At 67.7% G+C, this 24,688-nt stretch carries 23 protein-coding genes; 4 read left to right on the forward strand and 19 right to left on the reverse strand.

Annotation, left to right across the window (positions count from 1 at the left end; genetic code table 11):
* Nucleotides 1-195: 195 nt before the first annotated feature.
* The 7 genes from RIC11_RS07120 to RIC11_RS07150 form a co-directional block, all read right to left on the reverse strand.
* A complete protein-coding gene (locus RIC11_RS07120) occupies nt 196-930 on the reverse strand; it encodes a PEP-CTERM sorting domain-containing protein (RefSeq protein WP_350209762.1) in 735 nt (244 codons plus the stop codon).
* A gap of 133 nt (nt 931-1,063) precedes the next feature.
* Nucleotides 1,064-2,179 (reverse strand): DUF1559 family PulG-like putative transporter, encoded by a 1,116-nt coding sequence (locus RIC11_RS07125; RefSeq protein ID WP_350209764.1) that lies wholly within the window; start codon nt 2,177-2,179, stop codon nt 1,064-1,066.
* A gap of 75 nt (nt 2,180-2,254) precedes the next feature.
* Nucleotides 2,255-3,559 carry a hypothetical protein gene (locus RIC11_RS07130; RefSeq protein WP_350209766.1) on the reverse strand — a complete coding sequence of 435 codons (1,305 nt, stop codon included), beginning with the start codon at nt 3,557-3,559 and terminating at the stop codon, nt 2,255-2,257.
* Nucleotides 3,560-3,729: 170 nt separating this feature from the next.
* The gene (locus tag RIC11_RS07135) at nt 3,730-5,199 is read right to left on the reverse strand and encodes a family 10 glycosylhydrolase (RefSeq protein WP_350209768.1); all 1,470 of its coding nucleotides are present in this window, start codon (nt 5,197-5,199) and stop codon (nt 3,730-3,732) included.
* 427 nt (nt 5,200-5,626) lie between these two features.
* Nucleotides 5,627-5,866 (reverse strand): calcium:cation antiporter family protein, encoded by a 240-nt coding sequence (locus RIC11_RS07140; RefSeq protein WP_350209770.1) that lies wholly within the window; start codon nt 5,864-5,866, stop codon nt 5,627-5,629.
* Between the two features lie 25 nt (nt 5,867-5,891).
* Nucleotides 5,892-6,566, reverse strand: coding sequence for a response regulator transcription factor (locus RIC11_RS07145; protein ID WP_350209772.1), 675 nt, complete (start codon nt 6,564-6,566; stop codon nt 5,892-5,894).
* Nucleotides 6,567-12,152 carry a CheR family methyltransferase gene (locus RIC11_RS07150; protein ID WP_350209774.1) on the reverse strand — a complete coding sequence of 1,862 codons (5,586 nt, stop codon included), beginning with the start codon at nt 12,150-12,152 and terminating at the stop codon, nt 6,567-6,569.
* Between the two features lie 470 nt (nt 12,153-12,622).
* Here RIC11_RS07150 and RIC11_RS07155 point away from each other — a divergent pair, with 470 nt between their 5' ends.
* The 4 genes from RIC11_RS07155 to RIC11_RS07170 all read left to right on the forward strand — a co-directional run bounded on the left by RIC11_RS07155 (nt 12,623) and on the right by RIC11_RS07170 (nt 14,487).
* A complete protein-coding gene (locus RIC11_RS07155; protein ID WP_350209776.1) occupies nt 12,623-12,874 on the forward strand; it encodes a hypothetical protein in 252 nt (83 codons plus the stop codon).
* 102 nt (nt 12,875-12,976) lie between these two features.
* Nucleotides 12,977-13,270 carry a hypothetical protein gene (locus RIC11_RS07160; protein ID WP_350209778.1) on the forward strand — a complete coding sequence of 98 codons (294 nt, stop codon included), beginning with the start codon at nt 12,977-12,979 and terminating at the stop codon, nt 13,268-13,270.
* 28 nt (nt 13,271-13,298) lie between these two features.
* Entirely contained in the window at nt 13,299-14,120 is an 822-nt protein-coding gene (locus RIC11_RS07165) for an ATP-binding protein (protein ID WP_350209780.1), read from the forward strand.
* Nucleotides 14,121-14,358: 238 nt separating this feature from the next.
* Nucleotides 14,359-14,487: a hypothetical protein gene (locus RIC11_RS07170; RefSeq protein WP_350209782.1), complete on the forward strand. Its 129-nt coding sequence runs from the start codon at nt 14,359-14,361 to the stop codon at nt 14,485-14,487.
* Nucleotides 14,488-14,921: 434 nt separating this feature from the next.
* Here the strand turns inward: RIC11_RS07170 and RIC11_RS20710 are convergent, their stop codons facing one another.
* The 12 genes from RIC11_RS20710 to RIC11_RS07225 form a co-directional block, all read right to left on the reverse strand.
* Nucleotides 14,922-15,203: a winged helix-turn-helix domain-containing protein gene (locus tag RIC11_RS20710; protein WP_502879381.1), complete on the reverse strand. Its 282-nt coding sequence runs from the start codon at nt 15,201-15,203 to the stop codon at nt 14,922-14,924.
* Between the two features lie 83 nt (nt 15,204-15,286).
* Nucleotides 15,287-15,535: a hypothetical protein gene (locus RIC11_RS07175; RefSeq protein ID WP_350209784.1), complete on the reverse strand. Its 249-nt coding sequence runs from the start codon at nt 15,533-15,535 to the stop codon at nt 15,287-15,289.
* A 90-nt stretch (nt 15,536-15,625) separates the two neighbouring features.
* Complete coding sequence (locus RIC11_RS07180; RefSeq protein WP_350209785.1) at nt 15,626-19,054, reverse strand: class I SAM-dependent DNA methyltransferase; 3,429 nt, start codon at nt 19,052-19,054, stop codon at nt 15,626-15,628.
* Between the two features lie 257 nt (nt 19,055-19,311).
* Complete coding sequence (locus tag RIC11_RS07185; protein WP_350209787.1) at nt 19,312-19,566, reverse strand: hypothetical protein; 255 nt, start codon at nt 19,564-19,566, stop codon at nt 19,312-19,314.
* 243 nt (nt 19,567-19,809) lie between these two features.
* Nucleotides 19,810-20,172: a hypothetical protein gene (locus RIC11_RS07190; RefSeq protein ID WP_350209788.1), complete on the reverse strand. Its 363-nt coding sequence runs from the start codon at nt 20,170-20,172 to the stop codon at nt 19,810-19,812.
* 91 nt (nt 20,173-20,263) lie between these two features.
* The gene (locus RIC11_RS07195; protein WP_350209790.1) at nt 20,264-20,455 is read right to left on the reverse strand and encodes a hypothetical protein; all 192 of its coding nucleotides are present in this window, start codon (nt 20,453-20,455) and stop codon (nt 20,264-20,266) included.
* Between the two features lie 34 nt (nt 20,456-20,489).
* Nucleotides 20,490-21,416, reverse strand: coding sequence for a hypothetical protein (locus RIC11_RS07200; RefSeq protein WP_350209791.1), 927 nt, complete (start codon nt 21,414-21,416; stop codon nt 20,490-20,492).
* 13 nt (nt 21,417-21,429) lie between these two features.
* Nucleotides 21,430-21,753, reverse strand: a complete 324-nt coding sequence (locus RIC11_RS07205) for a hypothetical protein (RefSeq protein ID WP_350209793.1) — start codon at nt 21,751-21,753, stop codon at nt 21,430-21,432.
* An 82-nt stretch (nt 21,754-21,835) separates the two neighbouring features.
* A complete protein-coding gene (locus tag RIC11_RS07210) occupies nt 21,836-22,048 on the reverse strand; it encodes a hypothetical protein (RefSeq protein ID WP_350209795.1) in 213 nt (70 codons plus the stop codon).
* 448 nt (nt 22,049-22,496) lie between these two features.
* A complete protein-coding gene (locus RIC11_RS07215) occupies nt 22,497-24,089 on the reverse strand; it encodes an AAA family ATPase (protein WP_350209797.1) in 1,593 nt (530 codons plus the stop codon).
* Nucleotides 24,089-24,238, reverse strand: a complete 150-nt coding sequence (locus RIC11_RS07220; protein WP_350209799.1) for a hypothetical protein — start codon at nt 24,236-24,238, stop codon at nt 24,089-24,091. Before RIC11_RS07220 ends, RIC11_RS07215 begins: the two co-directional genes overlap by 1 nt.
* 157 nt (nt 24,239-24,395) lie before the next feature.
* Nucleotides 24,396-24,632, reverse strand: coding sequence for a DUF1580 domain-containing protein (locus RIC11_RS07225; RefSeq protein WP_350209800.1), 237 nt, complete (start codon nt 24,630-24,632; stop codon nt 24,396-24,398).
* Nucleotides 24,633-24,688: the final 56 nt, after the last annotated feature.

Genomic DNA, 24,688 nt, shown 5'->3' on the forward strand with positions numbered 1-24,688 from the left:
GCTGTGGAGGAGTGATCGGGCTTGGGGCGGACGCCGGGGCGGCGTCGGGGGGCGTCCCCTACTCTACCCCGCGGCGGGCCCCCGCGCCGCGGGGTGGCCGGCGGGAGGGGGAGCGCTGGTGCGACGAAAAAAGCCCCGCCGACCGGTTGGGGTCGGCGGGGCTCTTCGGGTTGTAGCGGACACGCGTTGCGTCGATCAGACGCGGCGGCGGGCGGCGAAGCCCGCGAGCGCAACCGCGGCGAGCAGCGCCGAGGTGGGCTCGGGGACGCGGTCGAACAACACGCCGGAGGCACGCATCGACACGAAGCCGTTGACGAACGTCGTGCCGCCGAGGCCGACCTGCTCGTCGGGGGTGTTGGTCTGCGTGAGCGTGTAGGTGGTGTTCGCGTCGAGCACCGCCTGACCGATCGAGATCCACTGGTTGCCGGTGAATCCGCCCGAGTCGTTGTCCTGGCTGATCGAGACCGAGAGCAGCTCGTTCACGCCGTCGCTCAGCACGTAGTTGGTCGGCGCCTCGAAGCTGATGTTCCCGGTGTCGGGCCAGGTCACGTAAACCTCGTAGAGCCCGCTGCTGGCGGGCAGGTTGACCAGCGTGTCGCCGAACTCGTTGAGGACCGTCCCCGGGGCGAGGCCGACGTTATCGCCGTCGACCGCGGGGGTGTAGGTGTAGATGTAGGTGTCCGGGTTGGGGGCGCCATCGCCATTGGCCGCCGCGCCGCCGAACACGCTGTCGCCGCCGGTGAGGCCCACGGCCGTGCCGGCGATGCTCTGCGACGGGACGCCCGTGTCGCCGCCGGTCGAGAAGTTCGGGTTCAGCGTCAGAACGCCGTCGTCGAGGCCGTCGGTGTCGATCTCTAGCAAGAAGGCGCCGCTGGCCGGCGCGACCAGGGCGAGCGCTGCCAGGAGCGCGGTAGCACGAGTTGCTTTCATTAGACTGCCGTACCGTTGATGGGAAACGAAGGAGAGACTCTTGAATCGTTCAAAGAACTATTCGCCCAATTGCACACCGTAATCCTGGGCGATTGCTATGCAAGGGGAGTTTGCGAGGGGCAGGAGTTATCATCTAGAACGTGACCTGGACTGCCAGCTGCTCTTCGCCCGACATCCCGGAGTTGCGGGATCCCTGGGCGATATAAGCGGCGGCCTCGATGTCGTCGTTCACGAAGTGGACGCTGCCGTCGCCGTAGGCAAAATGGGCCCCGCCCGGGTGGAAACTGCCGAAGGGCAGGTTGCTGTGGCTGATCCGCCCAGGGTTGCCGACGTCCTCGGGGACCGGCCGCACCTGCGTTCCCAAGTGGTACACCGCGTAGCCGACTTGCTCGAGGTTGGCGTTGATGGGCACACGCGGCGTGATGTTCTTGCAGACGTAGGAGAAGGTCTCGTGGTACGGCCGGTCGGCGTCGGGTCCCGCTTCGGGCCGCGGGCTGCGGACGCCTTGCGACCAGATGCGTTGGATATACCACCGCTCGCCGATCATGTAGACCTTGCTGAGGCCGTCGGACGCCTGACCGGTCCGAACGCGGCTTTGTGGGTAAAGGAGACCGTCGGTGTTCAGCCCCTCGGCGCCGAGCGAGCCCACCGGCCCGATGCAATCTTCTGTCCCGTTCGGCTGGCAAGCGAACGAGAGCTGGAACCCCTGTAAGCCTTCCACGTACTGGAGCCTTGCCGCCGTCGACCCAGCAACGCCGGCGTAGTCGGCGCCCGGGGCGGAAGGGTCAGAGTTGAACGCGCCGTCGTTGCCAACGCGGTCGTCCGAGGGACATATCAACACGGACACCTCGATATTCGCGAGCAGCGTGCTCCCGAAGTCGGGATCGCGGCCGTTATTGTTCTGCCGGAAGGCCTCGATCTGTTGCTGGACCGAGTCGTAGAGCGCGGTGTCTTCCAGGTACGGCAGGATGAAGTAGTGAAAGCCGGGCCCGTTTGCGGCGGAAGTCGACCCTTCTGGCCGCGCGGCGTACTGCGCGCCGGGCGGGAAGACCTTGTTGGCCGACTCGTAGTTCAGGCACGCGAGCGCCTGGTTCTTCAGGTTGTTCTGGCAGCTCATCCGCCGTGCCGCTTCCCGTGCCGCTTGGACGGCCGGGAGCAGCAACGCGACGAGGATGCCGATGATCGCGATCACCACGAGCAGCTCGACGAGCGTGAAGCCGCGGCGGACGCGAGGCGCTTGGGGTTGCATGGGGCGACGCCTGCCTTGGGTCGTGAACATGGGTTCTTCTCAAATGGATCGATCCGTCGGTGCGGCCGCGGCCGCTCAGCCGCGTCGGCGACCGAGGGCGGCCAGGCCGGCCAGCGACACGAGCAGCGCGGCGGTCGGTTCGGGCGTGGCCACGGCCGACGAGCCAGCCTCGCCGAAGTTGTTGGCCCACACGTCGTAGTCACCCGGATCGATCACGCCGTTGTTGTTGCCGTCGGCGCCCTCGCCGGCCGCGACACTGTCACCGAGGGTGTCGCGGTACACGGTGTAGTCGGCCGCGTCGACAACCCCGTTGCCGTTGTAGTCGCCGAGCAGTTCGGCGGCGGCTTCCTCAAGGGCGAGGTACAGGTTGTCGAAGTGCGCCACGCCCGTGTCGCTGGTCACGCCCGACGGCGAGCCGAAGCGGAAGCTGTTCATCGGTGCGGGATCGAAGTCGAACGGCGGCGCGTCGAAGTTGGCGGCCATAGCGACTTCGACCAGGACGCTGGCGTCGACGCCGGCGGCGCCGGTCACGTTGTTGATGCCGTCGCGGAACAGGTCGAGGGTCAGCTCCACGAAGTCGTCGCCGATAACGGCCTCGAACGTGTGCCATCCCGTGCCGATGTCGGCGAGGTTAGCGAGGCCGTCCTCGTTGCCGCTGCTTCCGTTGGGGAGGACGGTGGTCGCCAGGTCGAGAGCCGGATCGAGCGGGAAGTACTGCCAGTTCGGCGAGACCTGCATCTGGCCCAGATCGACGCCGTTCTCGAAGTAGTTGCCGAGCGTGCTGCTGTCGAACAAGACGACGCGGAACGCGAAGTCATTCTCGATCCGCGCGTTTGCGTCCGGCTCGACCGGGGGCTCCGCGGTGGGGTCGCCGATCACGCAGTCGGGCGCCGTGGGCAGGCATACGCTGCCGTTCCACGTGCCCATTTCGACGAAGTTCGTGCCGAAGGCGGTTTCGCCCGACGGGTCACGGTCGAAGATGTCGCCGCGGAGACCGATCCCTTGACGCATCGTGGCGCCGAACTCGGCGTCGATGAAGATGTCGCCCCGCATGACGATGTTCTCGGTCGCCGAGGGGGTGATCAGGAACCCATTCTGGTTGCTGAGTGAGAAGCCATCGACCAGCTCGTTGACAACCCCCGCTCCGCCCGTCGCGGCGTTGCCGGCTTGCCCCACGACCCCATCGACTTCGGCCGTCAGCGAACCGGCGGATCCGGCCGGCGCCAGACCGTCGCCCGTGGTGGGCGCCCAGCGGGAGTTCATGGCGCTTGTGCTGCCGTACGACTCGAAGTCCTCGTTGATGAAGACCGTTTGCGCGAGCGAAGTGGAGGTCGCGATGGCGAGGCCGCAAAACGTCAGGCGGGCGAACCAGGTGGGCATCGGTGCGTTCCTTTGAAGGCGACTTAGTACCGACCGACGCGGTCGCCGGGACCGGTTGTCGGACGGCTGATTCTTGGAGAAAAGTGGGGGCGGCGGTTGCCGCTCCGCGGTCGGCCGACCACGCGAGCGATACTCGTTGCGGGGTCGCGTAGCAACTCTCAGCATAACCATTACCGGCGCATCGGCGCCGCGCGGGAGCGTAGCTGTATCTCGCTGTTGCGCAGTGGTCGGCCGCCCGCCCAGCGGGGCGCTAGCCCCAACGCGGCGAGCAGCGCGACAGCGGCGGGCTCGGGGATCGTGGCGGCGTTGGCCGCGCTTGCGCCGTAGTTGGCGGCCCACAGGTCGTAGTCGGCGTTGCCGATGAACCCGTCGCCGTTGCCGTCGGCGGGCAGGTCGCCGAACTGCAGGAACGTGTCGCGCCAGAGGGTGTAGTCGGCCGCGTCGACGAGGCCGTCGTCGTTGTAATCGCCTTCGAGCACAAACGTGTCTTCGTACCACTGCACGAGTGCGGCTGCCCGCTGGCTGCTGAGCGAGGAGCCATCCAGCAGCGATCGCCAGCTGAAGAAGGTAAGGCTGTCGGCGCGGCCGTCGTCGTAGACCTCTTGGACCTGGCGGAGCGTCTCGTCGACGCCCCCTTCGGCGGGGGTGTGCAGGTAGGTTCCTAGGCCGATCGACACTTGGCTGTTGGTCGGCGTCGAGAAGATGTCGTCGAGGAAGTTGTCGAGCAGGTGGCTGTTGGACTGGCGCAGGTAGACCATCGGGATCGCGATGTCGAGCAGGTCGCGGCTGAGCCAGTCGCGGTAGTCCTGCATGTAGTCCCGTTCGGCCGTGGTCGGGTTGTTCCAGACGGCCGCCGACAGGTCGATCTGCCGCCCCGTGGCGAGCTCCGCGTTGTCGACGGTGTCGCCGACGAGCTCGACCAGGTCGGTGATCCGCCCTTGGACCCAGTCGCGGTAGGCCTCGCGTTTGGCGAAGGTCGAGCCGTCGGACGCGTCCTGGCCGGTGTCGTTGAAGTAGAGCTGGTGGGAGTACGGGTCGTGGGGCAGGTAGTCCCAGTCGGGGCGGAAACCATCGCCGGCGTCGCCCGGGCCGAGCCAGCGGATGTAGTCGAGGTGGATCCCGTCGACCGCGTAGTTGGTGGCGATGTCTTGGACGACGTTGCTGATGTGCTGCTGGGCCTCGGGCAGCACGTGGTTGATCCGCGAGTAGCCGCCGCTGAACGAGCTGCTCCCCCCGACCGTCTGCTCGACCGCGCCGCCGCTGTCCGTGACGCGGAAGCTCGGGTCGGAGTTGTAGTAGATGTGCGACGGGTCGGACGGCTGCGTGGTGTCCCGCCACAGCGGCATCGTGTTGAGCCAAGCGTGCAGCTTCACTCCCCGGGCGTGGGCGGTGTCGATCGCGACCTGGAGGGGGTCGATCGCTTGGTTCCAACCCTCGGCGGGCGACTCGTGCGCGCTCTGGTAGTAGGCGTCGGCCTTACCGCGGACCTGCCAGATGACGTCGGTGATGCCGAGGTCAGCCGCCGCGTTGATCTTGTTGCGGATGTCCGCTGAGCTGTTGTCGTTGTACTCGAAACGGCTGATCCAGAGGCCGCGGAAGTCGTCGAACTCGGCTCGCGCGCACGAGGGGGCGACGGCCATGGCCGCGAGCCAAGCCGCAACAATCCGCCCACAGCGGCCGCCCGTACCAGATTTCGCCAAGCTCTGTGCTCCTCGCTGCGCGGCCAATGCGTTGGCGCCCAGAGGCCAAGCCGTGGTCGCGCCCTGTCGTGTTGAGACGCTTTGTCTTACCGAGACTAATCGGCGAGGCCGGCATCGGAAGCCATCTCACCGAACGCCGCACGCCGGAGGCCGTTTTCGAACTGCTCCCGACCGGATGTACACGTTAGACGGGATTCGCGGGCGGCTCGATGCGACCTAGCGCAACCCTATCGCCAAACTGCGCATCCGCCAATCGATTGGCGCGGCGCCCGGCCGCGGGACCGGCCCAGCGGCGGCGTCGACTGTCGGGTGGCTGCATTTGGCCTGGCGGCGAATCGGGAGGGGCCCGATCGCCGCCGCTCGGACTCTAGCCCGGCTGGGCGTCCCCCAAGGGCGCGCCGCTGCCGCTCGCCAAGAGCAGGCCTTCCCAGGGGCCGATGACGCCGTTTAGCGCCAGGAGCTCCACGGCGATCGACAGCACGATCGTCAGCGGCACGTCGAAGCGCGCCCGTTGCTGCACCACCGTGAGCGGGACGATCAACGCCGATACGCCGAGGATAAACAGCACGTTAAAGATGTTGCTGCCCACGGCGTTGCCGATCGGCACCGCGCCGGCGGCCGACGCGGCGCCCTCACCGGTTCTCTTGCGCCCACAGCACCGCGCGGCGGTTCAGGTCGGACAGCCGCTCCACGCCGAGTTTGCGTTTGATGTTCTCTCGGTGGGTCTCTACGGTGTGCACGCTCAGGTGCAGCCGCTGGGCGATCGAGCGGGTGTCGCCCCCCTCGCCGATCAAGCGGAAGATCTCGAGTTGGCGGTCGGTGAGGGTCTCGACCGGGTCGGTCGGCTGGGTGGTCGACGCGAAGCGGCGGCCGAGCAGCCGGCTGGTCATCTTCGCGCTGAGGTAGATGTCGCCGGCCAGGACCGTGCGGATCGCTTCGATGACGTCGTCGGGGTCCGCCTCCTTGTTCACGTAGCCGTGCGCGCCGGCCCGCAGGCAGCGGTCGGCGTAGATGGCCTCGTCGTACATCGAGTGGACGACCGTGCGCACCGCCGGGTGGCGGTTGACGATCGCCTTGACCAGGTCGAGCCCGTCGCTGGTCTTGAGCGAGATGTCGACGATCACCAGGTGGGGCTGGTGCTCCTCGATCTCTCGGAGCGCCTCGCCGACGTCGGCGGCGGCGCCGCACACCGTCATGTCGGGCTGGGCGGCGATGCAGTGGGCCAACCCCTCGCGGACGGTCGGGTGGTCGTCCACGACGAGTATCCGCATCGTCTGGCCCCTGAGCAGCGTGGCTGAACGAGTCATCTAGCTTTCCTCCCTTTTGCTGGGTGACTGTGGCGCCACACAGCAAACGACGGTCCCGCCTGCGTCGCGTGGCTCGATTGTTAGTTTTCCCCCGAGCAATTCTGCGCGGTAGGTCATGCTGCCGATCCCGAAGGTCGCGTCGTTGGGGCGAGAGGTCGGCATCCCGACGCCGTCGTCGCTGACGCACAGGTGGAGCCTGTCCCCCTCGACTTCCAACTTGATCTCGATCAGCGACGGCCCGGCGTGCTTCGCGGCGTTGCTGACCGCTTCCTGGGCGATGCGGTAAACGTGGGTCGACATCAGGTTGCTCGCGAGGCGGACCGCCTCGTCGCCTTCGAAGCGGCACTCAACGCCGTAGTCCGCGGCCGTGCGCTCGGCGAGCGACTGCAGCGCGGCCGCCAGCCCCTGCGCGTCGACCTCGACCGGCACCAGGTCGCGGATGATCCGCCGCAGTTGGCCCTGGATCGTTTCGAACCCCGACGCGAGCCGCCGGGCCATCTCGCCGTCTTCGGCGCGTTGCGACTCGAGCGACGCGGCGTGGCCCTTGGCGAGGAACTTCAGCCCGGTGATCTCTTGGCCGACGCCGTCGTGGATGTCTTGCCCGATACGCCGCTGCTCGCGTTCGGCCGCGTCGGCGATGCGTCGCTCGAGCCGCTTCCGCTGGATCACGTGCCCCAGTTGCAGGCCCAGGTCGGGCATGATCTCCAGGAACCGCTCGTCCCGCTCCGTGGGCGACGGGGAGAAGAACTCCATCACGGCCGCCACCTCGCCGTCCAGGAAGATCGGGAACGCGATCACCGCGTGGAGACCGAAGTCACTCGGGTCACCCCGCAGCCAGGCCTCGTACTCCGCGGCGTTGTCGATCCACAGCACCTGGCCCGTGTCGCACACGCGGCCGATAAAGCCCTCGCCGCGGGGGATCCGCGTCTGCTCGGTGAGCCGGCGGAACTCGTCGAGCTTAGCGACCGCGTGGTGGTAGTCGTCGGCCACGTGCCACACGCCGCTGGTGACCAGCTCCCGCTTGTCGTCTTCGGCCACGCGCCACACGTGCCCCACGCTCCACCCATTGTGCCCGGCGATGCTCGCCATCGCCGCGTTCAGCGCCTGCTCAACGGTGCGGGCCTCGTTGGCCGCGCGGGTGACCTCTTGCAGCAGCTTGAGCATCGCGGTCCGGTGGGCGACCTGTTGCTCGAGCGACTCGTTGAGCCGCTGCAGCTCGAGCTCCGACTGCTTCTGCCGGGTGATGTCTTGCACCGTGCCCACGACACGCGCCGCACGGCGGTCGGCGCCCTTGCCGGCGAAGAACGTCTGGCCCGTGTCGCGGACCCAGCGCGTGGCGCCGTCGGGGCGGACGATGCGGAACTCCATCTGGTGGCGCCCCGGGCCGTCGGCGCCGACGGCCTTTTCCATTTCGGTTTGGAAGCGGTCGCGGTCTTCCGGGTGGACGAGCCCGAGCATCAGCCGGTCGTCTGGCTCCGCGCCGGCGGGCACGCCGGTCAACGCGTACAGCTCGGGCGCCCAGATCGCCCGCCCCCCGGCGACGTCGTAGTCGTAGGTGCCGAAGCCGGTCGCCTCGGCCGCCCGCCGCAAGCGTTCTTCGCTCTCACGCAGCGCGTGCTCCCGGTCGTGGTGCGCGGTGATGTCGCCGGCCGCGCCGAACCATTCCTTGATCTCGCCCCGTTCGTCGAGGATCGGTACGGCGCGGGAATAGACCCACCCGGTGGTCCCGTCGAGCCGGATGACGCGGTGATCGCGTTCGAACATCTCCCGAGAGTCGATCGCCCGCTGGATCGCCGCGGACACGGCTTGCCGGTCGTCCTCGGGGATGTAGCGCTCGAGCCAATCCCCGGTCGGCGACGGGCTGTCGGCGATGAAATCCTGCCCAGACAGCTGCTGCATCTCGCTCCAGTCGGGGTTCATCCGGTAGATGATCACGCTCGACGCGGCCGTCAGCGCGCGGAACCGCTGCTCGCTCTCGCGGACCGCCTGCTCCGCCAGGGTGCGCTCGGTGATGTCGCGGATCCCTAGCAGGATGAGCTGCTCGTGCTCCAGCCGCCGCGCGTTGAGCAGCAGCACGCGTCGGCCGATCGACTCGAAGCGGTGGTCGACCTCGTAGTCGACGAACGAGTTGTTGTCGGGCAGCACGTCTTCCAGCAGGCGCCGCAACTCGGGGAGGTTCCACTGGCCGTTGCCCAGGTCGTAGATCTTCTTCCCTTGGGTCTCGTCCGGCCGCACGTGGAAGTGGTGGTAGAACGCGGGGTTGCAGGACCTGATGGTCAGGTTGCGGTTGAGCACCACGAGCGGCTCGTGCAGCGTTTCGATGATGTTCTCGGCGGCCGTCTTCGCGGCGCGCAGCTCCTCGTCGCTGAGCAGCTGCTCCAGGAGCGTGCTCGTGAGGCCGCCCACGACCTCGAACGTGTCCAGCTGTTGCCGCGTGGGCCGGTGGGGCTCCCGCCAGAACGTCGAGATCATCCCTAGCAGCTTGTCGTCCCGTGAGAACAGCGGCGTCGACAAGACCGCGCGGATGCCGCTGAGCCGGTACGGCTCGAGCTCCTCGCCGGCGATTCGTTCTTCTTGCTGAAGGTCTTCGAGAATCACCTGCTTGCCCGACTTCAGCGCCCGGCCGCACGCGGTGTCCGAATCGGCGGCGATCACGCGCCAAGCGTGGGCGCTCTCTCGGCTCAAGCCGATGTCGGCGATCAGGCGCAGCTGCGCGGCGCGCCCGTCGGCCGCCGATTCGCCCTCGAGCAATTGCACGCACGCGATGCGGCTGTCCAGCACCGAGGCGGCGACCTCTAGCATCTCCTCGAACACGGCCCGTTTGTCCTCGCCCCGCAGCAGCCGCGTGCTGAACTCGTGGAACCGCTGCGACGCGTTCAGTTGCACGGCCAGCAGCCGCTCGCTCCGGCGCACCCGCTCCTCCGCGCGGCGCCGCGCGGTGATGTCGACGAACGTGAGCACCACGCCATCGATGCGGTCGTCGGCGGTGCGGTACGGCAGCACACGCGCGAGGTACCAGCCGTCGTCGTGGTCGCGCACCTCCCGCTCGACCGGCACGAGCTTGTCGAGCACGCGCTGCGCGTCGTCGGTCATCTGCTGGTAGGCCAGGCGGTGGGTGAGGTCGGACACCGGGCGGCCGCGGTCGGTGATGCGGATGCTGAACAGGTCCGCCACCCGGGGCGTGAAACGGAGGATCCGCAACTGGCGATCGAGGAACAGCGTGGCGATGTCGGTAGCCGCGAGCAGGTTCTGCAGGTCGCCCGAGAGCTGGCCCAGCTCCTCGACCTTGTGCCGGTTCTCCTGGTTAACGGTCTGCAGCTCCTCGTTCATGCTCTGGAGCTCTTCCTTGGAGGTCTCCAGTTCTTCCATCGTGGAGCGCAGCTCCTCGTTCGCGCTCTGCAGCTCCTCGTTCGAGGCCTTCATCTCCTCTTGGCCGGTCTCGTACTCCTCGATGACGGCCTGCAGCCGTTGCCGCGACACCTCCAACTCGGACTCGAGCTTGGCCACCTGCCCGCCCGCTGCGCCCACCTCGCCCGACGCGCCGGGCGGCGGCTCGGACGGCGTGTCGTCGGCGGAGCGCTCGTCGAAGATCACCAGCGCGAAACCCTCTTGCTGGCTCTCGTAGGCCGGCCACACGTGCAGCACGACCGGCGCGGCGCCGCCGTCGAACCGCACGGTCACCGCCTTGGTGCTCGTCGCGCGCCCGCGTTCCAGGGCCGCCCGCAACGCGGAGCGCAGCTCCATGCGTAGCTCGTCGCGGACGAGCTTGAACACGCTGGTCGTGGGCCCGCCGCCGGGGTGCACCAGGTAGCGGCCGGCGTGTTCGGAGTAGTGGACGATCTTCTCGTCCGGGCCGACCAGCACGCTGGGCGGGGCGTACCGCTCGAGCATCTGCTGGTGGACGCGGCCGTACGCGATCGGCTCGGCCGCGTCGCGACGGGCCGGCGCCGCCATCGCCCGGTGCGACGACGCCATCGGGAACACGGGCAGCCGTGGGTCGCACGCGGGCACGTTCCGCTTCTGGTACAGGCAGCGCTTCTTGTCGACCACCCTGAACAGGTCGACCGCGTCGATGGTCTCCGACGAGCCGACCAGCAGGTAGCCCTCCGGCCGCAGCGCGTAGTGGAACAGCTCGGCCACGTCCCGCTGGACCTCGCGCCGCAGGTAGATCAGCAGGTTGCGGCAAAAGATGATGTCCATCCGCGAGAACGGCGGGTCGCCCAGCAGGTTGTGCGGCGCGAAGACCACCATCTCGCGCAGCTCTTTCCGGACTCGGTACCCCCCGTTCTCTCTGACGAAGAACCGCTTCAGCCGCTCGGGGCTGACGTCGACCCCGATGTCGCCGGGGTACGCGCCCTCGCGCGCGTGGCGGAGCGAGCGCTCGTGGAGGTCGCTAGCGAACACCTGGATCCGCGGCGCCGTTTCGCGGTCCCCCAGGGTCTCCACCAGCAGCATGGCCAGCGAGTAGGCCTCCTCTCCCGTGGCGCAACCGACACTCCACACCCGCAACTCGTCCTCTGCCCCCTTGCCCGCCATCAACTGGGGCAGGACCTCCCCGGCGAAGTACTCGAAGGTCTCCGTGTCGCGGAAGAAGTTGGTGACCGTGATGAGCATGTCGTCCGCCAGCGCACGCACCTCGTCCGCCGACTTGCGGAGCATCTCGAGGTACCCCTCCAACAACTCGACCTGGTGCAGCTGCATGCGGCGCCGGATGCGCCGCAGCACGGTCGACTGCTTGTAGGAGCTGAAGTCGCGCCCGGTCCGCGCGCGGATCTGCGCGAACACCTTGTGGAGCAGTTGCTTCTGCTCCGGGTCGGGCTCGGCGCCGTCGGCGGGCAGCTCGACCCGGGGCCGCGTGCCGAGGAATCGCAGCAGGGCCGGCGCGATCTCGTGGAGCGGCAACACCGCGTCGGCCGCGCCCGACGCCAGCGCGCTCTGGGGCATGCCGTCGTACTCGGCCTCGCCGGGGTCCTGCACCAGCACGAGCCCGTGCCGCCCCCGGATCTCTTTCACGCCGAGCGTGCCGTCGCTGCCGGTGCCGGTGAGGATCACGCCGATCGCGTGCCCGTCTTGGGTCTCGGCGAGCGTGCGGAAGAAGTGGTCGATCGGCGCGCGCTCCCGGCGGTCCTCCTCCAGCTTCGAGAGCCGCAGGTGCGTGTCGATCGTGTTGAGGTTCGCGCCCGGCGGGATCACGTACACGCGGTCCTTCTCGAGCCGCACCGTGCGGCTCACCTGCTGCACCGGCATCCGCACGTGCGGCTGCAAGAGCTCGGCCAGGTGGCTCTTGTGGTCGGGCGACAGGTGCACCACGACGACGAACGCCGCGCCGGAGTCTCCCGGCACGTGGGCGAAGAACTGCTTCAACGCGGCGAGCCCACCCGCCGACGCGCCGATGCCGACGATCGGCACGTGTTCCTTTTCGGGCGCGCCGTTGCCCGAGTCGCCCTTGGCCGACGCGGGCGTGGCCTTCGGCGGCGTGGCCTTCGGCGGCGAGGCCTTCGGCGGCGTGGCCTTCGGGCGTGGCTTCGGGGCGGGCTTTTCGGCCGATACGTCCGGGGACTTCTTTGCCGCTTTCTTTCTAGCCATCGCGGCCCGTCAACGCGGGTTAGTTCGTAAATGCTTGACCGGCCGGATCTTAGCACTATGTGGCCGGCGCCACAGCCAGAAGCGGAGTGGTGGATTCCGCCATTCTCGGATGGTCGACGCGGCGATACCCGGCGCTCGCGACAGCCGCAAAGATGGCGTCACGAGAGCGGTGGGCCGCACATCGGCTCGCCGGTTAGCTCGCCCGCCGCAACGGATCCTCGGCGGACTCTTCTCAGACGGATCGACCGCCCGCAGGACGGACCACGACCCACGGCCACGCGGCGCGTCCTAGAGGCGAACGCACGCGACTCGCTCCGGCCGACGATAGCAGATAGCGCTACGCGGATTTGGCTGACCGGCTGATCGCCCCGGGTGCGTCGCCAGCGATAGATTGGACTCTCCGGCGACAGACGCCGTCGGGGTGGATTGATTGGATCAATTTCAAAGAGCAAAGAGGAGGAAGGAGACCCATGGCTTTAGCTTCGGAAAAGCAACTCGAGCACTTGGGAGAGACCCAAGGCTGCGCCAACCACGACCACGACCTCGTCCACGAACTGAGCCGCCGCCTGGACAACCTCTGGCGGTACGACCAGTACATCGAGAACGCGGACTGGCGAGAGAGCCTCGGCAACTTCTGGCGCCAACAGAAAGAGCAAGAGCTTGAGAACGTGCGGCAGCTCAAGCAACTGCTCGCCGAGGAAATCCGGAACGGCTGCTTCTAAAGCGGCGCCCCACCCGCGGCGACTCCGCCGTCGTGTGCCCCTTCTCGGCGTCGAGCCGCGTCGCGCGGCGATCGAAGAACCCCAAACGTGAGGGCAACCAGGATGCTCCACCACGCAGCCGCCCCGACGAGCGCGCCGATGCTCCGCACCCCGATCGCCGGGGTAGGGCGACAGGGGACCGGCACGGCGGTGGTCGTGCCGACCTACATGCCGTGCGAGTGCTCTACCTGCGGCCGGAAACTGAGGGTGCGGCTCCGCAACCTGGGCCGCGCCGTCGAGTGCCCGAGCTGCCATCGGGAGTTCGTCGTCCGCCAGATGGACGGCCGCAACAGCCTTTCGGCGATGGACCGCGCGGAGCGACTGCTCGCCCGCCTGGACGCGGCAAGGATCGGCTAACGCTGTGGGCAACCCAACAGGAAAACTCATGGAGTCGTTACTCGAAATGCGCAACGCGGAACGCTTCGCGATGGAAAACCCGCGGCCCCCGACCATCGGCGGCCCGCCGGTGAACACCGTCTGCCGGCAGCTTGCGCACGATCTCGCCAACGAGCTGGGAGCGATCTGCTCGATGGCCCAGCTCTTGGAAGAGACCGCCGAGGACAACACGCCGGTGCGCGACGACGCGCGCGGGCTGCGCGAAGCGGCCAGGCACGCGGTCGAGCTGTGCCAACAGCTGCAAAGCGAGCTCGGCGGCGCACGCGCGGCGGCGATTCCTTTTGGCGTGTCGGACGTGAACGGCGTGGTCAACCGCGCGCTGCCGGTGCTCCGATCGGTCGTGGCGAAGCAGGTGCGGCTCGTCGTCGACCTGGCCCACGACCTGCCGCTCGTGATGGCGAACGAGAGCCAGCTCCGCGAGGTGATCCTCGAGCTGGTCAAGAACGCGAACCACGCCGCCACGGCGCACCAGCGCGACGGCGGGGGGGCGATCACGCTCCGCACCGGCGTGCTGCGGCGCAAGGGGCACGAGGAAGACGGCGCCGGCCTGCCCGGCGCGGAGTTCGACGGCGACGCCGTCTACTTCGAGGTCTGCGACTCGGGCTGCGGAATGACGGCGGAAACCCGGCAGAACCTCTTCGACGTCGGCTTCACGACGAAGGCCGACGGCCGCGGCCTCGGCATGCCCTCGGTTCTCCGCATCATCCGCGGCCACTCCGGTACGGTCACCGTGCAGAGCAACGCGGCCACGGGGACGAGGATCCGCTGTTCGTTGCCCTGTTACCGCAGCAGCGCGGCGCCCTCCGGTTGAGCGGCTGCCTCGGTTGGCCTCAGCGGGAATCGCCTCCGGCCACTACGACGAAGCCCCTTTCTGCCGAACCCCTTCTTCGGCCAGAACTCCGAAGCGCTGCCGTTTGAATCCAACGCTTGGATGTTAGCCATGCTGCTGAGCTGCTTCGCGGTCTCGGCCGCAATGCTGCGGTTCTTCCTGCGGAGCACGTGGTTCTGAAGCGGCCCAGCGCGTGCGAACTCGGAGCGGAACCCTGGTGATGGGGAGAGCCCGCTCGAGGTACTTCGCCGCCAACCGCTTGGTCGTCACGCCGGGCGCCGCGCCGGTGGCCGTCCTGCTCTTGACCGCGGCGTTCGTCACTGGAGCGCCGGCGACGACGCGGGCGTAGGCCTCTTGGCTTTCCGGCCAAGCGTACTCGCCAAGGCAGACCCGTTGGCCATCGATCGACCTTGCAACAGGCGAGGCCACCGGCTTGATGAACAGAGCAGGAGGAGACACGCCGCTCGTTAGCGCGAGTCGCTGCCGTGCTGGAACCCCATTTCGGGGGTACGGTGTGCCCCTCATCGAGCTCGCCGGCAGCTCCCCTGACCGTCAGGGGGTTGGGCCGTAAGGTCCCACGCCGAAGCGACTTACAACAAGTGGAGCTGACAGGATTCGAACCTGCGACATCCGCCTTGCAAAGGCACTGAAGCGTGCGAACAGACACTACGCGTGTAAACGAATGGGACGGCGTAGATAGTAGTATTTCGGCGGGCCGCCTTGCAACGCTTCTCGCGTTTTCGCAGACCTTTGCCGCCGACTTCGCCCAAAAAGTGTGTAGGACTACACACTATGGCAAACGGCCCTCATGCGATCGCGGGACCGCTCCTCTTCTGTCAGGTTGAGCCTGTCGGCCAAGACGTCGCGGCATCCGGAGATCGTGTGCTCGTCTCCATCCGCAGCGTGAGCGAGCAGCGGAAGCATCAAAGTCTGGAAGTCGGGAACAGCCACGGCGGTGCACCTTGCCTCGATTAAAGCCCAGATTTCGCGAAGGACCTGCCGATTTGCAAGCGGCGTTCTCCAGCCGCCGGGCTGGTGGCCGATCAGTCTCGCCCGTGCGGGCATGCGAGCCAAGGCGCCGCGGTAGCACGATGCCACCGTGTTCACCCGACTCTCTACCAACGCGCCCCCCCGTCGACAGCGTGGTGTCAGCTAAGCGAGGCCAACCAGGACAAGGCCGTCGCCATGCTCACCGCCGAGTTCCTGAGCACCCACTCCGAGAGCTCGCGCCCGTGCACGACGGTCCGGTGGCTCACCCGCATCGTCTTCAAGCCCTTGCGGGTGAAGTTGTCGCGAAACCAGCGGGTGCAGGCTTGGCCCTCATCGGGGCCTCCCCACAGCTTCGCGATCTCCTCGCGGAAGTAGAGACGGTCGAGTTGAATGCCGAGGTCGGACATCGGGGGCTCCTTGTCGCAAGGTGGACTCGGTACGCCGAGCGCGGCGGCCGGTCGGCGAGACGGTCGCCGGATGAGTGCTGCCCCGCCCGCTCAAGCCGCCACGAACCGCCCGTCGTCGAGCACGCGGGCCTTGCCGATCGCGGCGAGGGTCGCCAGCAGCTCGGCGATGCGGTCTTTCTTGGCGCGGGTGAACGCCTTGGCGATGTCGGCCTCGTCGGCCGGCTCGCCGAGGGTCGCCAGCACGGCGCCGACGGCGGCTGCCTGCTCGGCGAGCGTCTTGGGCCAGGGGCGCTTCTTGACCTTGGCGGTCGCCTTCGTCTTGGCGGGCGCGTCGTCCGCCAGCTCGGCCGCCTTCTGGGTAACCCCGTCCGGGTTCTGGTACTCGGGGCGGAGCCAGCGCACCAGGCCGCGCTTCTCTTCCTCGGCCCGCTCGTGGTTCAGCGCGACGAGGCGCTCGAGGATCTCCTCGTCGGACAGGTCGACCGGCCAGCCGTATGCCTCGGCGACGGCCGCGTCGAGGTCGTCGTGGATCTGCCGGAGCACGCTGACGAGACCCTGCTCGTGGATCGTCCGTTCCTTGTCGGTCAGGTCCTCGCCGCTGCGGAGCTTCTCCAGCACGTTGTACATGCCGGTCATCGTGAGTTTCGGGTGCTCGGCTTGGCGGGCCTTGCGGTGCGCGTCGAGTTGCTCTGCGAGGTCGCCAATCCGATCGCGTAGCGGCACACTGGCCTTGGGAAACGGGAAGGGCTCAAAGCACACGGTTTTGTTGTAGCGAGGGCGGCTTTCAAGCGTGCCACCTGCTGCCAATGACCAGATCGAATGAACCCGGCTAGAAAGAACGCCCAAGTACCAATGATCTTCAAGCGCTATGACCGCTACGGTTCCCTCGGCAAGGATGCTGCTATCGAAATTTTGGAAGACCCGATGCTTGGCCGTCTCAGTCGTTGCCACGAAGCGTGTGATGCCATCGACGGCCGAGCGCATCCCCGGCTGATTCTCACCGAAAATCCACCAACGCTCGCGCTTGAACGCACGGCGGTTGTGCTGCCGCACAGGTTTGACGGTGTCGAGTAGGTGCTGATACGAAGCCGGGTAGTTAGTCCTCAAGGTCGACTCATCCAGCCCATCGCAATCTAGGCACATCAGGCGTCGCGGTACGCCCGTCAGATCGCGGCCACTCACAAATGAGCGAGCAATGGTGCGGCCCGATTGCTTCTCCCTCAGTTCTTCTGCAAAGGGTGCGGATACGATGAATCCGTCGCCATAGAATTTCGTGCCCCAGAATGCGACGCCCTGGTTACTTCGTAGTGGGACGGCAGAGGCAGGCGAAACTCCGATGCGCAAGTCAGAAGTTATCTTGCCTAACCGAAACTCTAACTCTGTAGTCGCCCCTTCTTGTGTTTTGAGTTCGCTGCATTGCTCGGCGAGAAGTCCGTTATGTTCGCCCGCCTCTGCAACCGTCATCGCGACTCGCACGCCTGCCCCGTCGGCAGAGTCAATCCAGGGATGGTCCCGGATGGCGAAGACGATGCTTACGCGATTATCGGCTTCGAGGAACGGACGCACCGCTGCCCTGTTGAATGACTGGGAAAAGCTGTTCGTCGTAATGAAGCCGAACCTTGCTAGCTCGCTATGCTGGAGAAGCGTTGCCGCATGGTGCCACCAGAACATGACGTAATCGGCATTCTCTGGCATTTTCGGCCACGCTCCCACTAATGCGTCGACGTATCCATCCCCAAGCGTCAGCCGCATCCTGCGAGTACCGATAAACGGTGGATTTCCCACGACGAACTCTGCCGCCGGCCACATCGCTTTTCGCGGGTTGATGTACCTATACTGCGGCACGCGTGCGGATTCGTCAGGCACTTCGCGGCCCGTCACCGGACTGGGCTTCGTCGTCCGCCCATCCCAGATCGTCAGCCGCTCGCCGGTCTTTTCGTCGAACAACACCTCTTGGTGGTCGTACGCGAGGACCGCGTCGCGGCACTCGATGTTGTGCAGGTCGCGGATGATCGGCTCGGGCGGATCGACTTTGCCGCGCGTGCGGTAGTGCCACTGCAGGTAGCCGATCCATAGCACCAGTTCAGCGATCGCCGCGGCGCGGGGGTTGATCTCGATGCCGAGGAGCTGCTCGGGGTTGACCGTGTGGCTGAGGTCGAACGCGATCTGGCGGTCGCCGACGAGCTCGTCGTACGCGTCGAACACCTCCCCCTCGATCCGCTTTAAGTGCTCTAGCACCACGTACAGGAAGTTGCCCGAGCCGCAGGCCGGGTCGAGCACGCGGACCTCGCACAGCCGATCGTGGAAACGGGTCAGCTCCGCGGCGGCGCCCTTCGTGTCGCCCTCCTCGGCGAGCGTGATCGCGGCGACCCGCGCGGCGTCCCACTCTTCGCGGAGCGGCTCGACGACGGTCGGCACGACCAGCCGCTCGACGTACGCCCGGGGCGTGTAGTGGGCGCCCAGCTTGTGCCGCTCGACCGGGTCGAGGGCCCGCTCTAGCAGCGTGCCGAAGATGGCGGGCTCGACGTCGTTCCATTTGGCGGAGGCCGCCTCGATCATCAGGTCGAGCTGGTCGCGGTTGAGCGGCAGCGCGGTCTGCTCGGCAAACAGCCCGCCGTTGAACCGCTTGAGCGTCTGCCGCAGGTCGGTCGAGAAGCCGCCCTCGTCCATCGTGCGCCAGAGCGACTGCATCACCGGCTGGAAGTGGGCCGGGTCGTCGATCGACTTCAGGAGGTCCAGGAAGCTGTTCTCGCTCAGCAGCCCGATGTCCTCGGCGAACATCGTGAACAGGCACCGCATCAGGAACTGCGCGACTTGGTCGGGCTGGTGGCCCGCTTGCTCGAGCGCCTTGGCGAGTTTGGCTAGCGCCCCGGCGATGTCGCGGGTGACCTTCGCGCTGCGACGCGACGGGTCGAGCGACAGCGGGTCGGTCCACACGCGGCGGAGCGTGTCGCGGACCTCCTCCTGGGCCAGGTCGGTCAGCTTGATCCGGTGCGACCGCGCGTCGGGGAACGGGGTGTAGGCGCCGCCGGTCTGGCTGAACTCGCTGTACAGCTCGATCCGGTCCCCCACGTCGACGACCATCAGGAACGGCGGCCGTCCCTCGTCGGCCGGCAGGTGGCGGGCGTACTGCTCCGCTTGGCCGACCGCGCGGCGCATCGTCAGCTCGTACCCCTTCGTGCCGCGGCGGCCGTGCCCCGTGCGGCGGCGCTGAGCAGCGGCTTGGGCCCGCTCGCTGAACAGCTCTTCTTGGTCGCGGCGCTCGACCCCCTGCTTGGTCTCGCAGATGAACGAGCCCCGCTTGTAGAGGTCGGCGAACTTCGTGCTCTGCGTGCCGTCGCGGTTGTCGAACGTGATCGCCCGCTCGAACACGTACGCGTTGTGGCGGTTGTCGTCGCCGGCCGGGTCGGGGTGCTCAACGTCGAGCAGCTCGCACAGCTCGGCGAGGAAGAGCTGGTAATTGCTCCGCTCGGAGCCGCCCGAGGCGCTCCAGCGGGCGATGAAGGCGTCGGCGTCCATGGTCGCGGCGGGCGTCGGCGTTGGCGTGAGGGCGGGGAGTAGGCCGCCAGGGTAACTACGGGGGCGATCGGCCGCACGGGCGCCCTTAGGCTGGTTCGCGATCGTCGTTAGGCGACGCGCTCAATCCCTCGGGCAGCTCCCAGGTCGGCGCGGCAACCACGCGCCGGCGCTCCCGCTCGAACGGCGTCCATCTCGCCTGAATCCGCTGGCACGCTGCGGCGATCTCCTCGGGCGACGGATCGGGTTGTTGCCGAGGGTCAATCGAGCTCGCCCACGAACAGGTCGTCGAAGCCGTCAAACGCTGCCGGCGGCGGCGCGAGCCGGTCCCGCAGGTAGCACTCGACCGCCGTCCGCCCGTGCAGCCGCATCGGCCGCCCTCGCCGGATCGCCGACTCCGGCACACGCCGCGGCAGCTCCCGCCGGGCAAGCTGCTGGCTGATGTCGAGAACGTTCGCGAGCTCGGCGAGAGTCAGCCAAGCGGCCTCACGCTGAACGGTGGTTTGGCTTGGCATGAAACAACGGCCTTGGATCTTTCTGCCGGAAATCGGTCTGCCGTGCGGGAATAAATGCCTTGCGATCGCCGGCTACGCCTGCCCCGCGCCCTCCCCGGCCGGAAGGACCCGCACCCCCGGGGGGGGCGCCCCTCCTGCCGCCCCTGACGCCGCCTCACGCGGCACCACGTCGCGTGCCGCTAGGCTTCGGCCTTGAGTCAAGCCAGCGATCAGGTGCTAACGGTTAGCACCTGGCCCCGCTCATCACCTGCCGCTCGTCCCTTCGAATTGAGCGCCGTCGCCGCCCGCGGCGGTCATGGCAATGCCGTAGTCCTCGTTGCCACCGGCTCCGCTGGCGACCTTGCCGCCCGTGGTCGAAGTGAAGCCGGCGCCCCTGGCGATGGGCCCCGCCGCCGTGAACGGCAGCGAGCCGCACGACTTGATGTCGTACACGACGATCCTCTCACCCGTCGCATAAGAGCGGGTCTTCGTCACGCCGATACAGGCCTCGTCGTCAGCGAGCTCGACCCGGCCGGGTGTGCTGCTCCACTTCACGCGGAGGCCGGGCGCGTAGGCGCCAGAGGCGCGGACCGTGAGGAGGTTCGTGGGGTCGTGACTGATGAGCATGGGCGGCTTCCTTGTTCAAACGACCCCGAACCGCCCCGGCGGCGTGCTGGTTCACTTCAGCACAGCGACGCCGGGGCGGGGGGGCAGGGGCTCACTCTTCCGCCGGTGGGAGGCCGAAGATCTTGGCGACCGGGGCGTAGCCGAACTTGGCCACGGCCCACTTCTTGGCCTTCAGCCAGGCCTCATTGTGGCGAAGCGTAGGCTGCTCGTCCTTGACCTGTTTGACCTTCTTCTCGATGGCCGCGCGGATGGTCGCGTCGGCGGTTTGCCTTGAGCTCAGCATGATGACCTCTTTGCTTGCGCGGTCGGCCGGGCGATCAGCCGGCCGCGGGGAATTCGATACGGCCGGCTGCCGCCCAGACGTCGAGCGGCTTCTCGGCCTCGATGATCGCAGCGGCGAGGGCGGCCTTCGCGTCGGCCATGGCCCGCCGCAACTCGGGTAGTTTGGCCCGCTGCTTCTCCATGTGGTCGGCGAGGGCGGCCTCATCCACCCGGCGTGTCGTCGTGTGACGGCTTGCCGGCAGGATCGACTCGGGCAGATGCTTGGCCGCGTACCGGCGCCAGTACGCGTGGTCGATGCCTCGGGTCCTGGCCGCGCCGGCGTCGTAAGCGCGGACCGCGTGCTCCACGGCCCGCAAAGCCGCTCTCGCCTCGCGGAAGGCATCGCCGGCTGGTCCGGCCTTGATTTCCCCGCGGCGGTCGCCCACGGCCCGCTGAAGCGGCTGTGGCGCCTTCCCCCGGAGCGACTCGTAGTCGCGGCGCGCTCGCCCGAGCTCGGCCTCGCAAGATCGAACATCGCCGACGAGCTCGGCGTACTTCGAGGTCAACCTCGCAATCTGCCGTTCGAGCGCCGGCGCCGTGTCGTCGCCGACGTCGAGGTCCTCAAGCGTAGCCGCCGTATCACTAGCGGCCGCGCGGGCCTTTTCGAGTGCGGCCTCGGCAGCGGCGATCGCCTGGCGTGACACGCCCCGCTCGCGGGCCTCGCGGATCGCGCGGGCCTTCGCGAGAGTCCGCCGGAGCTCGCCGTCGCTGGCGACGGCTTCCGGCGCCTCGCGCCTGAGCAACGAACGCTCCTGGAGGGTCAGCGATACATGGCCACGGTCGAGGCGATCAACGCGCCGCTCGATGCGCGTGATCACGTCCTGCACCAGCGCCGCGGCCTTCAGTTCGTCGGCGAGCGCTTGGGCGGTGGTCGACGGGGGCGCTTTGGTAGCGGCGGCCTTCTTCGTTGCTGTGGCGGACATGTGGCTCCCCTGATCAGTAGTTGCCCGACCCGCGCGCGTGCTGCAGCAGGCGTCGGTGGTTCCAATAGTCGTCGGCAGCCCGAGCAAGTTCAGGATGCTTCTTCCGGACGCGCTGCTCGGTAGCGGCGGGCGCCTCGCAGGCAAACTCCACCTTCGCGGCGTCGCAAACCAGCTCATCGAACGCCTGGGCCGCCTCCGCGCCGGTGAGTCGCCGGTGCTGCTCACCCTCCGGCTGCGCGGCGCGAGTCCCTTCGACCGCGGCGAGCCGGAAGGCGAGTTTGTCGATGGTTTGCTCGAGGTCGATGACGCGCTTCTCAAGCCAGTAGATGTTGTGCATGCGATTCAACAGAGGCCGCCGGCCCCGCCGCCCGAGCGATCAAACTAAGCGGCAGGGGCCAGCGGCCGCCCCCAAGGGTTGGTCAGCGACCGGCCGCGCGGCGTTGGGCGGCGGCGTAGGTCGCAATTCGTTCCAAATCAGCCTCGTTGAAGTGCGGCACTCCGTTGACGTACCAAGCCGGCGCGATGTCCAGCAGCTCGGCGATCTCGCTGATCCGTTGCGGCATCAACTGCAAGAGCGACGCGGCATTCCCAACCGATCGGAGGCGCGGCGTCGGGGGGAGGGGCACGTTCATGGCGAGAGTCTACGACAGCCACACAGTCGAATCGCCCGGTTCGGGCAACTCGACGCAAATCTTGTAGGGTTGGCGGCACGCGCGGCAGCGCACGCGTTTGGTGGTCGAGCCGTCGCCGCCGGCCACGGTGCGGACACGGTCGTAGGCCGCGCTTCCGCAGTGCGGGCACGTTGGCTTCTCAACGAAGATAGTGGGCGCTGTAGACCAGTCAGTCCTGCTCATCGTGGCGGCCTCGTCTCGTTGGGCTCCCGCCGAGAACCGAGAACCATGGTTCTCGCCCTGGATCGACTCGCCAGAGGACAACTCCACTCGGACAGACTCCCCGTCCGGGTGACCCCCACAGAGGCACTCACACTCACTCGGACTCGGACCCCCTATAGGGGTCCATCCGAGTGTGTGTGTCCCCCCACTCGGACACTCGGACAGTCCGACTGAGTCCGACTGACAGTTAGGCTGCTTCGGAGGCATTGCCTCGGCCCTCCTCGGTGAGTTCGAAGCCCGGATAACTCTGGTTGTTTGCCCTGACGACTTTGGCCTCTCGGACGAGCTTGTTGGTCATGAGCAGCCCGATCGCCGCCTTGGTGCGGGCGTTATTGAGTTGCGCGGCGCCGGCGATGATGCTGGTGGTCTCCGGGCGGCCCAGTTCGCACATGGCGGCCCAGACCTTCGTGCGGTCGGCGTCCCGCTTCTCCTCGGCCTTCTCTTCACGCTCGCGGGACTTCTCGTCGCGCTTGGCTTGTCGCTGCTCGGCGAGCAACGCGTTGCCGCTTTGGATCGACACGTCCCAGTAGCGGGGCTCTGTGGGGTTCCAGACGCCTTCGGAGACGTCGACCGCGTAGAGGCCGCTGTGGCCCGCGGAGCCGCCCACGGAGAGCCACAGGCGATGCTCGCCGGTGCCTTCCTCGTATCGCTCGCGGCGATTGATGAGCCACCACTGCCGGGCGAACTCCGGGAAGCCGGCCCACGCGATATCGCTCAGCTCGAGCGGCTCCCCGGAAGGGGTGAGCGTGTTCCGCTTTGTGTGGTGCACGATGAGCAGTGTGACGCCGATCTCGTCGCAAAGCCGGCTCATGGCCCGCAGCATCTCGCCTTGGATCATGAGGTTGCCCGCGTCGGCGCCGGGGAGGCACAGATAGGCGGGGTCGACGATCAGCACTTCGATGGCGTCCTCCTCGAGGAAGGCCCGCAACGCGTCGGCGTGTTCGACGTTGCCGAACCGGGGCAGGTCGGGTGACCAGATCAGGTTGCTGTTGTCTGCCAGGTTGAGGCCGCGGGCGGCGCTGATCCGCCGGGCGGTTTCCTGCAGGACCGACAGCCCCGACTCGCCCGACATAAAGGCGGTCCGCACCACGCGGGGCACGTCGAACCGGCCGAAGAAACGGGTGGCCGTGGTGAGGCTGATCGACATGTCGGCGGCGGCGCCGGTCTTTAGCCCCTTCGGAGGCCCGGCGAGGATTCCCGGCTGCCCCTTCACGAGCATGTTGTCGATCAGGAACTCGAGTTCGTAGTCGCCGCGGTCCAGTTCGGCGCAGCTGATCCGTTGGAACTTGACCCCGTCGCCACGCTCCGCGCCACGGAGTTCGTCCTCGGCGAACAAGAAGAGGTCCGCCAGGACTTCCTCGCCGCTATGGCCGTTGGCGGCTGCCTGGAGGGCCGTGCTGGCCGCGTCATGGATTCGACGCTTAAGGGCCGCGTCCCGGACCGCCGCGGCCAACGTGGCCACGTCAGCCGCCGTGGCGACCAGGTTCAGGTCGTCCAACAGCATCCGGCCGCCATCGGCCGTGGGGTGGTCCCGAAGGTCGCCGAGAACCAGGGTGGCGAGTGCCTGACCGTCGCCACCGGCTTCGTGGCGCCGCTTCACGATCGACTCGTAAGCGGCGCGGAGGGCGGAGTCGCCGAAGTCGGTCGGGCGGACCAGCTTCGCGATGTCGTCGATGTGCCGCGGCTCGCGGACCATCGTCGATACGAGCCGCAGTTCTTCAGGCGATGTGAAGCGCGGCGGCGTGACTATGTCGGGGCACTCTTGCCGGTTGGCAGCCATCAGGCGCCCCCTCCCCGGCCGCGCGACTCGGCGAGCCAGCGATCGATGGCCGAGCCGAGCGTCGGGGCGGCGAGGTACTCGGCCAGAGCGTGCTGCTGATCGGCGGCGTCTCTCGGCTCGGCCGGGTCGTCGCGACAGCTTCCTCGCAAAAGAACACGTTTGGCGTTTGGCGATGCCGCAGGTAGATTATTTCTCACCACCACAAGCTCCTTCGTGTGGGAGGTCGCTCGGCGCCGCGTTGGTCCCGCTTTGCCGAGCACGAACAGAACGAACCCCGCCGGAATCAATCCCGGCGGGGCTTTGTCGTTAGGCGCCGTCGCGGGCCGCGGTGGTCGCCTCGACGAATTCGCGGGCCCAGCGCTCGCACGACACGGGCCGGCCGCCCAGATCGACAGTCTTTAATCGAATGCCGCGGACCCCTTTTTTGGTCCACCGCCAGGCGGTCGACGGGGTCGGGCGGTAGCCGGTCGCCGCCTCGACAGCGTCGGGCACGCGGACCAGCTTCTCGGCTTCGGGCAGCTCAGAATCGCTTCGCAGGACCATAAAAAAACCTCGCTACACGGGGGCGGGAAAGCCAACGCTTAGCAAGGTAAAGATGG

The sequence above is a fragment of the Botrimarina sp. genome, from assembly GCF_040219535.1.
GTDB lineage: Bacteria > Planctomycetota > Planctomycetia > Pirellulales > Lacipirellulaceae > Botrimarina.